This window comes from Neptunomonas marina (assembly GCF_004005935.1).
In the GTDB taxonomy this organism is placed as follows: Bacteria; Pseudomonadota; Gammaproteobacteria; order Pseudomonadales; family Balneatricaceae; genus Neptunomonas; species Neptunomonas marina.
On the sequence record NZ_SACQ01000002.1, the window covers coordinates 364,356 to 378,768 of the forward strand.

Annotated in this window: 13 protein-coding genes; 6 read left to right on the forward strand and 7 right to left on the reverse strand. The window is 51.9% G+C overall.

What is annotated here, in order from left to right:
• Positions 1-38: 38 nt before the first annotated feature.
• The gene (locus EOE65_RS06400; RefSeq protein WP_127693462.1) at positions 39-545 is read right to left on the reverse strand and encodes a Slp family lipoprotein; all 507 of its coding nucleotides are present in this window, start codon (positions 543-545) and stop codon (positions 39-41) included.
• 132 nt (positions 546-677) lie between these two features.
• Between EOE65_RS06400 and EOE65_RS06405 the strand changes: the two genes are divergently transcribed.
• Both EOE65_RS06405 and EOE65_RS06410 read left to right on the forward strand, forming a co-directional pair.
• Positions 678-848 (forward strand): oxidoreductase-like domain-containing protein, encoded by a 171-nt coding sequence (locus EOE65_RS06405; protein WP_127693463.1) that lies wholly within the window; start codon positions 678-680, stop codon positions 846-848.
• Positions 829-1,638, forward strand: coding sequence for a substrate-binding periplasmic protein (locus tag EOE65_RS06410; protein WP_127693464.1), 810 nt, complete (start codon positions 829-831; stop codon positions 1,636-1,638). Before EOE65_RS06405 ends, EOE65_RS06410 begins: the two co-directional genes overlap by 20 nt.
• A 218-nt stretch (positions 1,639-1,856) precedes the next feature.
• Here the strand turns inward: EOE65_RS06410 and EOE65_RS06415 are convergent, their stop codons facing one another.
• Both EOE65_RS06415 and EOE65_RS06420 read right to left on the reverse strand, forming a co-directional pair.
• The gene (locus EOE65_RS06415) at positions 1,857-2,882 is read right to left on the reverse strand and encodes a TIGR01620 family protein (RefSeq protein WP_127693465.1); all 1,026 of its coding nucleotides are present in this window, start codon (positions 2,880-2,882) and stop codon (positions 1,857-1,859) included.
• Entirely contained in the window at positions 2,882-4,315 is a 1,434-nt protein-coding gene (locus EOE65_RS06420; protein WP_127693466.1) for a YcjX family GTP-binding protein, read from the reverse strand. Before EOE65_RS06420 ends, EOE65_RS06415 begins: the two co-directional genes overlap by 1 nt.
• 128 nt (positions 4,316-4,443) lie before the next feature.
• Between EOE65_RS06420 and EOE65_RS06425 the strand changes: the two genes are divergently transcribed.
• From EOE65_RS06425 to EOE65_RS06435, 3 genes are all read left to right on the forward strand, one after another.
• Positions 4,444-4,830, forward strand: a complete 387-nt coding sequence (locus tag EOE65_RS06425) for an acyl-CoA thioesterase (protein ID WP_127693467.1) — start codon at positions 4,444-4,446, stop codon at positions 4,828-4,830.
• 250 nt (positions 4,831-5,080) lie between these two features.
• Positions 5,081-6,544: a lipopolysaccharide biosynthesis protein gene (locus EOE65_RS06430; RefSeq protein WP_127693468.1), complete on the forward strand. Its 1,464-nt coding sequence runs from the start codon at positions 5,081-5,083 to the stop codon at positions 6,542-6,544.
• 104 nt (positions 6,545-6,648) lie between these two features.
• Complete coding sequence (locus EOE65_RS06435) at positions 6,649-8,142, forward strand: HD domain-containing phosphohydrolase (RefSeq protein ID WP_240656928.1); 1,494 nt, start codon at positions 6,649-6,651, stop codon at positions 8,140-8,142.
• On the opposite strand, the gene EOE65_RS06440 is transcribed toward EOE65_RS06435, so the two are convergent.
• Positions 8,128-9,531: an SLC13 family permease gene (locus EOE65_RS06440; RefSeq protein WP_127693469.1), complete on the reverse strand. Its 1,404-nt coding sequence runs from the start codon at positions 9,529-9,531 to the stop codon at positions 8,128-8,130. The genes EOE65_RS06435 and EOE65_RS06440 overlap by 15 nt on opposite strands.
• Positions 9,532-9,612: 81 nt before the next feature.
• On the opposite strand from EOE65_RS06440, the gene EOE65_RS06445 reads away from it, so the two are divergent.
• Positions 9,613-10,413 (forward strand): AraC family transcriptional regulator, encoded by an 801-nt coding sequence (locus tag EOE65_RS06445; protein WP_127693470.1) that lies wholly within the window; start codon positions 9,613-9,615, stop codon positions 10,411-10,413.
• Here the strand turns inward: EOE65_RS06445 and glcF are convergent.
• From glcF to EOE65_RS06460, 3 genes are read right to left on the reverse strand one after another with little or no spacing between them, the layout of a single operon-like run.
• Positions 10,406-11,620 carry a glycolate oxidase subunit GlcF gene (glcF, locus tag EOE65_RS06450; RefSeq protein ID WP_127693471.1) on the reverse strand — a complete coding sequence of 405 codons (1,215 nt, stop codon included), beginning with the start codon at positions 11,618-11,620 and terminating at the stop codon, positions 10,406-10,408. The two genes, EOE65_RS06445 and glcF, sit on opposite strands and share 8 nt — an antisense overlap.
• 9 nt (positions 11,621-11,629) lie before the next feature.
• The gene (gene glcE, locus EOE65_RS06455; RefSeq protein WP_127693472.1) at positions 11,630-12,688 is read right to left on the reverse strand and encodes a glycolate oxidase subunit GlcE; all 1,059 of its coding nucleotides are present in this window, start codon (positions 12,686-12,688) and stop codon (positions 11,630-11,632) included.
• A complete protein-coding gene (locus EOE65_RS06460; protein WP_420846522.1) occupies positions 12,688-14,133 on the reverse strand; it encodes an FAD-linked oxidase C-terminal domain-containing protein in 1,446 nt (481 codons plus the stop codon). Before EOE65_RS06460 ends, glcE begins: the two co-directional genes overlap by 1 nt.
• Positions 14,134-14,413: the final 280 nt, after the last annotated feature.

Below are 14,413 nucleotides of genomic sequence, written 5' to 3' on the forward strand. Positions count from 1 at the left end.
CGCCGTTTGCGAAGGTCAAAAGATTCAGGCCAAGCCGCTTAGTACCGATAGTAAATGGGTGTGTGCAGAATAAACGGGGTTCTGTACACCGGCTCTATTTGAGGCGTTTTCTCCGGCCAAAGATGAACTTTAGCCTGTTTTAATACCGGAAATCGATACGTGTACTCGCCTATTTTGTCGGTCTCGGGAGCTGACACCGTGCCAAGAATAGTAATCGAACGGCCCGGTTTATAAATTTCACTGTCGAGAAAACCGTTCACGTAGGCTTTGAAACGACCCGCACTCTGGTCAGACCCCTTATTCGGATAAGCTGAACTATCTAGCTCAAAGTGCACCACCTCGATCACAGTGTGCTCGGCAAGGTTCGTAACTGCAGCGATCGTACCACCCCAGCGCGCCATGACACCCTGCGAAGGCTGGGTTAGCGATTGCGCCTCTATGTAGCTCACCAGCGGCTGAGTTTGCTCAACGTCCACCGGCTTAGGCACGGATGAGCACCCGATCAACCCAAAAGCTAAGAGAAAACTGATGGCTAAACGCGTCATAATAGATCCTCCTGTGATGGCTCAACGGCATCGCTGCTGCTCACCCTCTGGGTAAGGAATGCACAGCGAGCAGTTGAGACTTACAAAAATCGGTTTAGACTTAAATCATAATACGATGTAACGAGGTATAACATGAGTAACCCCGAGCGCCCCACACCACCTGGCGATTATGAGTGTTGCGAGTCAGGCTGCGAGCCATGCGTCTGGGACACCTACTACGCTGAGTTAAACGCTTGGCAAGCAAAACAAGCGGCGACAACAAAAACAGAAGAGTCTGCCTCCAATGATGAGACACGCAGCTAGACTAACGCTCATTAGCTTGCTGCTCTGGGCTAACGCTGTGGCCGCAGATGCACCCACCAAGATAACGGTTATTGGAGATCAAAGTTATCCACCCTTCTCCTTTTTAGACGAGGGAAAACCAAGCGGTATCTATGTCGACGTACTCACAAAGGTGTTCGCTCAGTTGCCAGAGTACGATATCGATATCATGATGATGCCTTGGCGGCGGGGCTTGGCAGAGATTAAAAATAGCCGAGCTCTCGCGATCTTCCCACCCTACTACTTCCCAAAAGAGCGACCCTATATTGGTGCGTACTCCATCCCCATCTTAACCGAGCATGTGGTCTTGATGTGCGATTCCAGCCGCGTGAGCGGTACCCAGACACTCATCTGGCCGCAAGACTTTAAGCGCAAACGCATTACGGCCAACAAGGGCTATCTCCTCACACCAGACTTTCTACAGAGCATCGCCACTAACCGTATTACCCATATCGAAGTTTCTGGTGCACGCAGTGCTATCCATATGATGTTACTAAACCGAGCCGACTGCTTTATGCATGCAGAGCTACCTACGCGATGGGAGCTTGACCAGCTGACGAAAGAACAACCCGAGCTCGAAAAAAAGCTGACAACGCTTAACTTTACCGGCACCCAAATTGGCCAATCGGGCCACCTCGGTTACAGCGCTGACACCGTTCGTTACCCCTTTCGTGACCAGTTTCGAGCAAAAGTGGATCGCGTGTTAAAAGCACTCATAGCGAACGGCGAGATACAAAGCATCATCGACCGTTATCGCAATCAGCTACCCTAACGACTCACAAAGCAGCTTGATAAATGCACGCCTCATAATGTTAATAACGCAGTCAAACTACGTGCATAACCTATGGAAAAACGGGGATAACAATAATCATATCCGTTGTTATTCACAAAGTAGCGTTAAATAGTTATCAACACCTTACTCTATTGATAACGGACACTTAACGAGGCCCATTACGCTTATACACATTATTCCCAGCATATACACAAGGTTTATCCACTTTTTCTATTGAGGTCTTGCTGTATCGCCGCCGATATTGTGGATAGGTCTAACTTCACATGTCCATCATCCGGCAATGGTCGGCACAATCGCATCGCATGCAAACCTGATCGAGCTGTGAATAACCCCGCACCAATACCTTGTCCAATACGTGCAGATACCGCACCGCTCAATGACCCACCCAACACGTGAGTCCCTGCATGTATTGTGACTTCGCTCAAACCCGCAAACGCAATGTTGTGCAGCACGCCTTTGAGTAACTGCCACTGCGCGGTTGCCCCCGCAGAGATACCATAAATTTCCGCAAGCTCACGGAGCATTCTCAAGTTACGCCATCCCACCAGCCACATATCAAAGGTGGCAAAGGGACTAACGGCGACCAAGACCCCCGAGTGGACGCTATAGCGCTGAATACAGCGTTTTGCGGCCTCATCTTGTTGCGTCAGCCCGTGTGCTGATAGATAACGCACAACCTCTTTGTCATTGTAAGCGCTATCAAGTTGGTGGACTGCTGCAAGAAACTCCTGCTTAGCGCCCCGGGTATTATCTTGATAGTGAGCTTCGATCGTTTTGATCAACTGGATGGCCTCACCTTGGCCTTCTGTCATTTGCTGTGCGCGTGCCCGAATATCCTCGCGTGCTTTTAACTGCCGCAGCCCTCGCATCCCTTGCAACAACCACATGCCTGCGCTGACAACCGCCGTCGTCACAACAGCAACCGCCGCATAACCCACCGTCACATGAAGCGAAAATGCCCAATCAACCAAGCGGTTCACTTCGCTCACAACGGCAGCAAAGAGGACGACACCTGCCGACAACGCAAACACTTTACGCCAACGCGATTTCCGCACTCGTACGGCAGGTTCGCGCTCCACCTTGGGGGCTTCTTCGGTGACCGATACCACTTGCTCCACAGGCACTTCGCGCGCGTGAGCAAACGACTCCTCCTGCGCTGGTTGGTGATCGACCTGATCAAGCGGGATATCAACAGGGGCTTGCCATTGCTTTTTGTCCGACATTAAAACAGGTCTCCTAATAGATACTCGATCGCCTGATCGAGGCGAATATGGTGCTCAGGCCGTAGTTGCTGCATTGGTAGCTTACGCGGCGCAAAATCAACAAAGCGAAAACGCTGACTGTGCCAATCTTTCTCTGTGGGTAGCTCAATAGGCACCTCGCCTGGAAATAGTGCCACGGGCTCACCACTCGCTTTCTTATAACCCTTCAAGCACGAGATCGTCTGTCCATCTAACACCGCTTCAGCCGCTTCGGTAGAGCGCACCGATGCCAACGCCATACAGGTGGTCTCTATCCCTTCAAACTGCATCTCCCGTCGAGCATCCGCGATAATTAGTTCAAGAAAGCGATCGAGGTTGTGGTGCTGATTCGCTGTGACATGATCAGCTTTGGTCGATGCAAAGAGAACCTTATCGATACGCGGACTCAACAAGCGCCGTAAAAACCCAGATGGACCATAATTGAAGCTTTGCAACACATCCGTTACAGCCAAGCGCATATCATCAAAACATTGCTGCCCCTTGTTTAATGTCTTCAAACAATCCACAAGCACCACTTGGCGATCGAAACGGGCAAAATGCTCGCGATAAAAGCGCTTGATAACCTGCTCACGGTAATCAAGATAACGCTGCTCCATGACTCGATAGCCACTGTTATCCTCAAGTGTCCCAGCCGGTTTCGTCGCGATCAGTGGAAATAGCTCGATGAGTGTGTCGTTCTCTAACTCAGCAGGCAGCACCGCCCGCCCGGGCTGAATGACACTCATGCCGTACTGCTCACTGCGAAAGAGGTGGAGCAACTTAACGTATTCACGATTCAAAATACTTAGTTGCGCCTGATCGACCGGCTGCGACCAATCGATTGCCGCTTGAGCCGCCAGCCAATCAGCTGCCAGAGCGGCGCGCGGCGCCAAGGCAAAGAGCTCCCGCTGCTCACTGCACCACTGCTCGAAGGACTTATGCAGCAACGGCAGATCGAGCAGCCACTCTCCGGGGTAATCGATAATATCGACATACAACGTTGCTATATCACTGACTAAACGCTGCAAACGGCTCGCGGGCCGGTAGCGTATCGCCAAACGGACTTCTGACAGGCCCGTTGTGGACGCTGGCCATGTGGGTGGCTCTGCCGCAAGGTTTTGCACCGCCGTTTGTAATGGAAACGCGTGGTCTTTATCCACAGGCAACAGCTTTACACTGATAATTTGGTCGCTACTTGATAGCGCAAAAAATGGTAACGACTCTCCCTTGTCAGATGCCAACAGATGCTGAGTGAGTGCGGTAATAAACACCGTTTTTCCACTGCGGCTCATGCCCGTCACAGCAATACGCACATGACGATCTAACCCGTGCTCCAACACATCTTTAACCTGACCGTGCAGGTCATCTACCAGATCATCACCCAGTAGCCCCTTAAGGCGCTTTTTCAGACCCATAAACCTTCCCTATAAGCTCATTACCCCTAGTGTGACAGAGTTAAAATGAATCGGTGCGAAAAACAGTGTTGCCTTTTCAGCTAAATCAGGAAAAGGCATGATGAGCACTTAAGCACTGGAGGTGATGTATGAGTGAACAACCACAAGGGCGCCTGACAACCCGCACCGTAGCTATGCCCGCAGACACAAACCCGGCGGGCGATATTTTTGGTGGCTGGGTATTGTCACAGATGGATATGGCAGCCGGTATCTGCGCCGGAGAGCGCGCTCAATGCCGCGTGGTAACCGTCGCGCTAGATAGCATGAGCTTCATCCGCCCCGTTAAGATTGGGGATATCTTAGGTGTTTATACCGAAGTCGAGTCCGTCGGCCGCACATCAATGAATATCCATGTGGAAGCATGGGTACGACGTGGACGCATCGGACACCGCGAGAAAGTAACAGAAGCGATTTTTAAATTTGTCGCGATTGATAGCGCAGGTAAACCCACACCAATCCCTGAGCTGGAAGAGTAATCATACTACTGCGCGCCATTCTGCACGTTTCTAGTGTCCATAGATAACGTGCAAGTGCGCAGTTACCGCCATCACTAACCGGTAATTAATGCTCAACGCGCTACTCGATAGCCGCGACTAATCACCTTAGACATCAACTGATTAGACCGAACAGCGCGAATATCTCATCACATTTAATGGTTCATTAATGATGCAAGCGCCATACTGTAATATTATCTGCTAAAACCTACCCACAGAACAGGAACAACTGGTGACCAACAAACTTAGGATGAGCTTCGCGTGGTCCTTCGCTTCGCGCTACTTAGTAATCTCATTAAATTTTGTTTCTGTGATTGTGCTGGCTCGTTTATTAACGCCAGAAGAGATCGGGATATTCTCTATCGCAGTTGCTCTGCTCGCTATCGGGCAAGTCATTCGTGATTTCGGTATTTCAGATTATATTATCCTCGAAAAAGATCTCACCAAATCGAAGTTGGCATCCGCCTTTACGATATCGTTATCGATCTGTTACTCCCTTGTTGCGCTCTTCTACTTCCTCAAAGGACCGATCGCCAGCTATTACGGCCGGCCAGAGATCGAGGATGTTATTTCGCTACTGCTAATTAACTTTTTGCTCATTCCGTTTGGCACACTGACACTCTCAGTATTAAAGCGTGAGATGCAGTTTCAAAAGCTAATGCTGGTTGAGGTGAGTTCTACAGTCGTTAACTGTACCGTCTCCATCAGCCTAGCTTATCTGGGCTTTAGTTATATGAGTTTGGGATGGGCCGCTATCTCAGGCACCGCGACCACGATTGCGCTACTCATCTTCTTTAGACCTGCCATCATTCCCTGGCTTCCCGGTTTTAGATCCATTCCTGCGGTTATCTCTTTTGGCTGGAAGATGAGCTGGTCATATATCGCTAACCACCTAACCCGCTCGGCACCTGAGATCATTGTTGGTAAAGCAATTGATGCACAAGCCGTCGCTTTACTTGGTAAAGGTCTGGCAACCACTAGCATGTTTACTGATCTGGTGTATCAGGGGATGCTGCAAGTCATACAGCCATATTTCGCGCAAATTAAGCATAGTGATGGAGACCTGAAAGGCGTATTTTTCTACTCGACAACAGCGCTTACCGCCGTCGCATGGCCATTCTTTAGCTTCTTCATTTTAATGTCCGATGAAGTCGTATTGTTCCTTTTCGGTGATCAATGGACCGCTTCTGCACCATTACTGCAGCTCGCGTCATTGGCGGCGATGATCTATTTCAGTATTACGCTGACAGAGCGAATTCTAGTGACCCAAGGTAAAACAGGGAAAGTCGCTCAGCTGCACACCTTCTATCTGATCATCACCATCATTTTACTTATCATCACAGCGCAGATCAGCTTGTATGCAGTCGCCGCGGCGTTTGTTGCTGAAAAGGCGATTCGTGCCATTATTCTCTATCGCGAACTAGGCAAATGTATGTCAGTTACCCTCGCTGACTTTAAGCCCATGTTTGTACAAAGTGGCGGTGTCACCTTGCTCTGTATCGCAACAATCGTAGCGATCCAGTTCAGCGGTATCACGGCCACATGGAATGAGTTTTGGTCCCTGCTATTAACAGGTATCTGCTTTGTAGCCGCATGGTTAGGTGGCCTCTATCTGTTCCGCCACCCGCTCCATACCGAGGTTACCAATATTGTGCTAACCGTGAAGCAACGCATTCTCAAACAGGCGGCGAGCTAACGTTAGGTCGTCGCATTTTTTCTACAAATTGCCCGAGCTGTACTATCTTTTGTTCTGTGTGTACGCCTTACACAGCAGTCATAAGATAATAAGAGGATCATCGGGTGATCACGACATCGCAACGCGCCCATCTTCATGATGGTATCGCGCTCCTACTGTTCGCCATTTACGGGATGCAGGTGTGTCCCTTTTTGGACTCCCTTACCCCGTTGCAATTGTTCCTCCCTATCTTGCTGGTGTTTGCTGGAAAAAGTCTTGCTCGACACTATGTCACCCGCTACATAGAACGCCGCCCTCTCGCAGAGCAGGTGCGGGTACAGTTCAAGACAGATCTTGGGCTTTTCTTGATCGCAGGTGCGGTACTCGCTAGCTACAACAGCATTGTGTATAGCTTCCCCTTAGAAAGCACCGGTAAAGTCATGATTGGCATGTTGGTGCTCGGATTCTTTATCGCTTGCGATTTAGCACTCTATCGTGAATATACGATCGCAGAACAACTGCGCGCGAGCCAACAAAGCTTGCCGCTATCGGCCTCACACTTTCCTATCAGCCGCAAGTTCACACTGTTCGCATCTGCCTGTGCATTTGCTGTTGTCGGTGTTGTCTTTTTGGTGATCAACAAAGACCTTGAGTGGCTGATCCATACCGGTGATAAAATCCCACTGAGCACCTCGCAGCGCTATATTCTGACGGAGATATTCTTTATTGTTGCAGCGGTTATGGGCTATGTGCTCGCCATTATTTTAGGTTACTCACGCAACTTAAAGCGCTTCCTATCTTTCCAACATGAGGCCCTCAGCCAAGTGGCAGAAGGATCGCTCGATGTGCATGTGCCGGTTGCGTCCAACGATGAGTTTGGCCACATCGCTGCCAGCACTAACGCGACCATTGCGAAGCTCGCCGACCGTACTCAAGAGCTACATAAGACGCGTGATGTCAGTATTTTAGGTTTAGCAACACTCGCAGAGACCCGCGATAACGAGACAGGCGCCCATATCATCCGCACTCAGCACTATGTGCGTGCTTTAGCAAATCAGCTTAAAACAGAACCCGCATTTGCCGAGCAGCTCACTGACGAGGTGATCGACCTCCTATACAAATCGGCACCACTGCATGATGTGGGCAAAGTCGGTATCCCCGACGCGATCTTACTGAAACCCGGCAAGCTGACAGATGATGAGTTTGCGATTATGAAGCAACACGCCCAGATCGGTGCAGATGCGCTATGGAAAGCAGAGCAGCAGTTGGGCAGTAACTCGTTCCTGCGTTTGGCACGCGAAATTAGCCTCACCCACCACGAGAAGTGGGATGGCAGTGGTTATCCACAAGGACTCACAGGCAACGATATCCCTTTGGCGGGCCGCTTGATGGCGCTCGCGGATGTCTACGACGCGCTGATCTCTAAACGTGTGTACAAACCAGCCTTCTCTCACGATAAAGCCAAGTCGATTATCCTCGAAGGTCGAGGCAGCCACTTTGACCCAGCCATTGTGGATGCTTTTTTAGCCACCGAGGCAGACTTTATCTCGATCGCGAAAACGTATGCTGATACCGAAACAACTGAGGAGGAAACCTCTGCACCGCTACAACCAGCCTAGCAGCAGCCACCAGAGGTAGTTCAGCGGCCAAAGCAAAACCACACTCATGGCCGCCAGCACGAGCGTATACTTGAGCGCCAAACGCATCGGCACATTGGCCATGCTCAACGCCAGCAATAGCGGGCCTGACTCATAGGGAAAGAGGAAGGTCGATATACCCACCACCTGAGACATCAAAACCGCTTTCAACGGTAAGCCAGATGCTTGGGCAAACTCAGCTGCCACCGGCGTTAACACCGCCGGAATACCCGGCAGCCCCGCCACCACCCCAGAACTCATCGAAAGAAGTGATAACGAGAGATAGTTTTGTAATGGCTCATTGGGCGCAAGCGGTAAAACAGGCGCTAGTAAGTGCGCGAACCAAGCGCCTAAACTGCTATGATTGATCACCGCACCAATGCCTAAAATAGCGGCAATAAACAGCACCGTATTAAAGTTGAACTGCTCAGAGAACTGCTGCTTTGATACCAAGCCTATCCTCGGTAGCAACAAAATCACCGCCACCGTTAACGCCACCCAAGCCGGAGAGAGTTGGTGGACACTATCGGTTAACCAGAACCCCAAGGCCACCAAAAGTAACCCCAACAGATAGATCTCGGTGCGCTGGAGCGGCTTGATCTCAGATTGCGTGGCCACCAACGAACCTGCCGGGAACATCTTGATAATCAGCCAGATAATAAGCACCGCTTTTAAGACGCCGAGTACCGGAAAATGCAGCCACAGATACTCGGCATAACCCAACGTTAAACCATGCACCGTATCAGCCACGCCCACCAAAACCATATTGGGCACATTGGCAGGCAGCACAGCAAACGAGGGCACATGCGCGCCGAAGCCTGCAGCCAACGCCATACCGACATAGCCTTGTGATCCCGGCTTTAAGCCACAACGCTCTGCCAACAGCAGGACAATAGGCATCAACAGCACAATCCGCCCCATTGAAGATGGCATCAAAAATGCGAGACCGACCCCTAGCACAACCACCGCACTGGTCAGGCGCGTATAACTCGAGGCAAACACCATCAGATAGCCACTAAGCCGCTGCCCAAGCCCGGTGGACTTTACCGCCATACCGATCACAAACCCGCTAATGATGAGCCAAGTTGCGCCAGCCGAAAACCCCGCAAAGACCACCTCAGCAGGGGCTATTGCAAAGAGCATTGCTGCCAAAAAGAACAGCAGCGCTATTAGGTAATCGGCCACAACAGCTGTCGCCATCAACCCAAGAGCAGCCACCACCAGTGCAGCGCTCCAGCTTTGCTGCGTAGTCAGCCCAGCGGGTGCAATATACCCAAGCAGCAGGGCGCCGCTGACGATGATGATACTGGCCCAATGGGCAACAGAGAGCGGCCCTAACGCCGATAAAACCCCAGGTTTACGAGTCGACATGGTGCTACCAACAACTTTACAGAAAGAGTAAAAGCGTTATTCTGGCATCAATTCAGATGGCGCAGTAGCGACAAAAAGACAATGAATAGCGAGAAAAGGACACATCGCCAGCCCTCGGGTTCCGGTGATATCGAAGACCCGAGCCGCCCCATCATTGGGACGCAAGGGCAGATGAATAGCGGCCTAGAAGTTGTGCCCCATCGGCATGTTCGCGCGCAGTTGGCTTTTGCTGCAGAGGGTGTCATACGGGTGATAACCGATACCGGTACGTGGCTGATTCCACCCCAACAGGCGGTATGGATTCCAGGAAATATTCTGCACCATGTGGTCGCCGAAACCGATGTGTTAGTGCGGCACCTACATATTGATGCTTCGGTTGCAGCACGTTATCCAACCGTGTGTGCTGTCATGGATGTGCCGCCGCTGGTGCGTGAGCTGATCAAACGTGTGGTTAACTTTACACAGCACTATTCACCTGATGGCCGTGAGGCGCGCTTAGTTCACGTGCTTATGGATGAGCTTGAAGCATTACAGCCAGCCGAGCTATACCTGCCACTGGCTAAAGATCGCCGCATTTTACGTATTATGCAGCGCCTTATGCAGGACCCAGCTAACGAGCAATCTGCGCAAGCATGGGCGCAAGAGGTGGGAGCAAGCCGCCGCACCCTCACACGGCTCTTTCAGAAAGAGACCAATATGAGCTTTAACGCTTGGCGCAAGCAGCTGCGCTTGCAAGAGGCGATCAACCGTCTCAGCCGCGGTGACAGCGTTACCAACGTGGCATTATCTCTTGGCTACGCAAGCCCCAGCGCTTTTGTAGCGATGTTTAGGCAAACACTAGGTAAGCCACCCAAGCAGTTCTTTCAAGAGCAGCTTAGCTGAGCGCTTCATCAAGCCATTCAATCCAGTGTTTAACAGGTACGTCGGCATGCGCACCAAGGTGTAACTGACACCCGATGTTCGCCGTCACGATTTGCTCAGGATTATCGGCAGCCAAAGCCGCTAACTTTCGTGTAAGTAAACGCTCACTTAACTCAGGCTGTAGTAAAGAATAACTTCCTGCAGAGCCACAACACAGATGTTTCTCCTGTGTTTTCGCTAAGTTTGCCCCCATACGCAACGCCAATTGCTCAACAATATCGGGCAGTTTTTGCCCATGCTGCAGTGAACAAGGGCAATGCAGGGCCGTTTTTTTCGGCAACTTAACAGCTAACGAGTTCACATCCTCGCAGGCGATCACTTCGGCAATATCTTTGGCGATAGCACTGACACATGCTGCTTTTTCAGCATACTGAGGGTCAGCGGCTAATAGCTTACCGTACTCTTTGACCGTCACACCACATCCCGAAGCCGTTACAACGATCGCCTCAGCGCCCGCTTCCACCGCTGGCCACCACGCATCAATATTCTGGCGTATCGCCAACAGCGTACTCTGCTCATGACTTAAATGATGTGTGAGCGCACCGCAGCAACCCGCATCCGGCGCGACCACCAAACTAATACCTAATCGATCCAACACCCGTGTGGCTGCTTCGTTTGTTTGCGGACTCGACACTGATTGCACACAACCCTGTAACACCAACATAACGCGGTTATGGCGTTGTGCAGGCCAAGTGTTAGCACTGACTAACGGAGGAACCTGCTTTTGCAGGGACTTAGGAAGCACGGGCTTGAATAAATGAGCCACCCGCAGCAAGGTCCGAAAGCGTTTAGGCTTGGGGACAATCGTTCTCAATAGGTATCGCTGCGCACGCGCTAACCACCCCCTTGGCAGTGTTTGCTCAGCCAGTGCCCGACCAATATCCAACAGCCTGCCGTAACGCACCCCCGAAGGGCAGGTGGTTTCACAACTACGACATGCGAGGCAGCGATCGAGATGGCGGCGCGAGCGCTCTGTTAATGTGCCCGTTTCCAAAAATTGCTTGATTAGATAGATGCGTCCACGCGGGCCATCACGCTCATCCGATAACTCTTGATACGTTGGGCACGTGGCCGTGCAAAAGCCACAGTGTACGCAGCTGCGCAAAATGGTTTCAGCTTCCTGAACGGCTGGAATCTTATTCCAGCGCTTGTGAATTTTCGTCTGCATACAGCGCTCCTACATCCAGCCGTAGAGGCGTCCGGGGTTGAAGATGCCATGTGGGTCCAGCGCGTGTTTTACCTCACGCTGTAAATGCTTCAGAACCGCATTGGGCTGAGAAAACACCTCGGCTTGACGATCACCGCCTTGCCACTTCGCTATACTGCCGCCGGCCTCCTGAGCGATAAGCGACAACGTCTCAAGCTCATACTCGCCGCGTAGCCAACGCTGTGAGCCACACCAATCAATCACACTGTCGGCATCATGGGGCAGCATGGCACTGCTGCGCACACTGAATCGCCAAAGAGGATCAGCACCTAGCAATAAGTTTTGCTCGCGTAACGAGCGCCAGAACTGGCTACCGTTTTCTTCTGTCATAGTGTAATCACGCTGCCACTGCGCCATCGTCTGCGTTACTGCAGCCTCAGCCCCCGATAAACGCATGTGAAGTTGGCCCGCATACCAACAAGCACCGCTGATTGGCGCGGAGGTTCCGGCGAGCTGACTCATCAGGATCACGGCATCCTCTGCCGTAAGCGCTAGCCCGAGATAAGTGGTTGCCTCGGGCTTGGGTAACACTTTAAAGCTGACTTCGGTGATCACTCCTAACGTACCCAGCGCTCCCGCTTGTAACCGCGATACATCGTAGCCTGCGACATTTTTCATCACTTGGCCGCCGAAGCGCAGGCGTTCACCTTGCCCATTGATCAGCTGTGTCCCTAGCACCAGATCACGAATGGACCCGCCCCACGGTCTTGCAGGCCCAGATACGTTACTAGCCAAAGTTCCGCCAATGGTTGCTGCGCCACCAAACAGCGGAGACTCACAGGGCAGCATCTGATTATGTTCGTCGAGGTGGGCGATAATCTCATCAAGGCGCGTTCCAGCACGTGCGGTCATAACGAGTTCAACCGGTTGATAACTGACAATACCGGTATGTTCAGATAGATCTAAACTGGTTAGTCCGCTCGTGGTGCGCCCTAAATGGGCCTTGGTGCCGTTGCCACGAATGGAGAGCGGCTGGCCCGTGGCAATGGCATGCTCAACCTGAGCAACGAGTTGGGTCGTTTTATCCATTAGGAGGTCTCTCCTTTCGCCAACGCCCGATACTCTTGGCAGCGGCCAAGCACCGGGATACCTTTTCCTGGGTTAAGCGTCCCGTGGGGGTCAAAAGCGGACTTCAAACGATGAAGCTGCGCAATTTCGGCATCATTGAACTGCACAGCCATCTGGCGAATCTTCTCTAAGCCCACACCATGCTCACCTGTGATGCAGCCCCCGACCTCAACACATAGCGCCAGAATACGCGCACCAAATGCCTCTGTACGCGCAAACTCGCCCGGCTTATTCGCATCAAACAGGATAAGTGGGTGTAAATTGCCATCGCCTGCATGGAAGACGTTTGCCACGCGTAGACCAAACGTCTGCGACATCTGTTGCATCTGGGTCAGGACATAGGCCAACTGGCTACGCGGGATCGTGCCATCCATGCAGTAGTAATCTGGCGAGATACGCCCAACCGCAGGAAACGCCGACTTACGGCCTTTCCAGAGCGCCGCACGCTCCGTTTCACTCTGGGATACACGAATAGAGGAGGCACCTTGTGCGGTGAAGATCTCGGCAACTGCCGCAATATACTGATCTACCTCAGCAGCAGTGCCATCAAGCTCACATAGCAGCAAGGCCTGAGCATCGAGCGGATATCCCGCTTGCGCAAAGGCTTCGGCAGCCACAATCGCATGATGATCCATCATCTCAAGACCTGCTGGAATAATGCCAGCGGCAATCACCGCTCCCACCGCATCTCCCGCCGCTTGAACGGTGGGGAAACCAGCTAACACCACTTGTGCTTTTTCGGGCATCGGCAGGAGACGAACTGTCACCTCGGTCACCACACCCAGTAGGCCTTCAGAGCCATTAATCAGTGCCATTAGATCAAGACCGGAGCTATCCAAACCTTCGCTTCCCAATGTCACCAGCTCGCCACTCACGGTAACCAGTTGCACACTCAACACGTTATGCACGGTAAGACCATATTTGAGGCAGTGCACGCCGCCAGAGTTCTCAGCGACATTACCACCGATTGAGCAGGCGATTTGTGAGGAAGGGTCTGGCCCATAATAGAGGCCATGCTGAGCCGCTGCTTCACTGATCGCAAGGTTGCGAACGCCTGGCTCAATACGCGCGGTACGCGCTAATGGGTCGATAGCGAGGATACGGTTAAACTTGGCCAGCGATAAGACAACGCCGTCGGGATGGGGCATGGCACCCGCACACAGCCCAGTTCCCGCGCCTCTTGCGATAACAGGCACACCCTGTTGATGGCAAAGTGTCATCACCTGCTGCACTTGCGCGAGCGTCTCTGGTAAAACAACCAGCAACGGCATCTCGCAGTACATCGAAAGGCCATCGCACTCATATGGCTTCTGCGTTTCGCGATCGGCAATAACATATTCAGGATCGATAAAATCCGCAAACGCCGCAGCTAACTCACGCCGCAGCGCAGACCTTGCATCTTGCACACTGCCTCCTTGGCTCTACCACCGAGAGGTTTATCGTGACGTTAGAGTTACCATATTCACAACAGCATGGGTAGGGACAAAGGGGTCAGATGTCACCATCACCGCTCGTAACGGGATTGAGCAAATGGATGGCAACATCTGACACTAACCGGCATAAAAATGTGGTGCATTGCACGTGGAGGCCCATCCTAGCGATCTAAATGATGGTTTAAAACACTGGTATGACCAGTAATTTAATATCCAAACCACTATCCGGATTGCTCAGAGGTGGTGAATTCCC

Excerpts from the sequence above, each read along its gene's own strand:
- EOE65_RS06445 (WP_127693470.1), top strand. The coding sequence starts at position 9,613 with ATGAATAGCGAGAAAAGGACACATCGCCAGCCCTCGGGTTCCGGTGAT.
- EOE65_RS06440 (WP_127693469.1), bottom strand. The coding sequence starts at position 9,531 with ATGTCGACTCGTAAACCTGGGGTTTTATCGGCGTTAGGGCCGCTCTCT.
- EOE65_RS06400 (WP_127693462.1), bottom strand. The coding sequence starts at position 545 with ATGACGCGTTTAGCCATCAGTTTTCTCTTAGCTTTTGGGTTGATCGGG.
- glcE (WP_127693472.1), bottom strand. The coding sequence starts at position 12,688 with ATGGATAAAACGACCCAACTCGTTGCTCAGGTTGAGCATGCCATTGCC.
- EOE65_RS06405 (WP_127693463.1), top strand. The coding sequence starts at position 678 with ATGAGTAACCCCGAGCGCCCCACACCACCTGGCGATTATGAGTGTTGC.
- EOE65_RS06415 (WP_127693465.1), bottom strand. The coding sequence starts at position 2,882 with ATGTCGGACAAAAAGCAATGGCAAGCCCCTGTTGATATCCCGCTTGAT.
- glcF (WP_127693471.1), bottom strand. The coding sequence starts at position 11,620 with ATGCAGACGAAAATTCACAAGCGCTGGAATAAGATTCCAGCCGTTCAG.
- EOE65_RS06425 (WP_127693467.1), top strand. The coding sequence starts at position 4,444 with ATGAGTGAACAACCACAAGGGCGCCTGACAACCCGCACCGTAGCTATG.
- EOE65_RS06420 (WP_127693466.1), bottom strand. The coding sequence starts at position 4,315 with ATGGGTCTGAAAAAGCGCCTTAAGGGGCTACTGGGTGATGATCTGGTA.
- EOE65_RS06410 (WP_127693464.1), top strand. The coding sequence starts at position 829 with ATGATGAGACACGCAGCTAGACTAACGCTCATTAGCTTGCTGCTCTGG.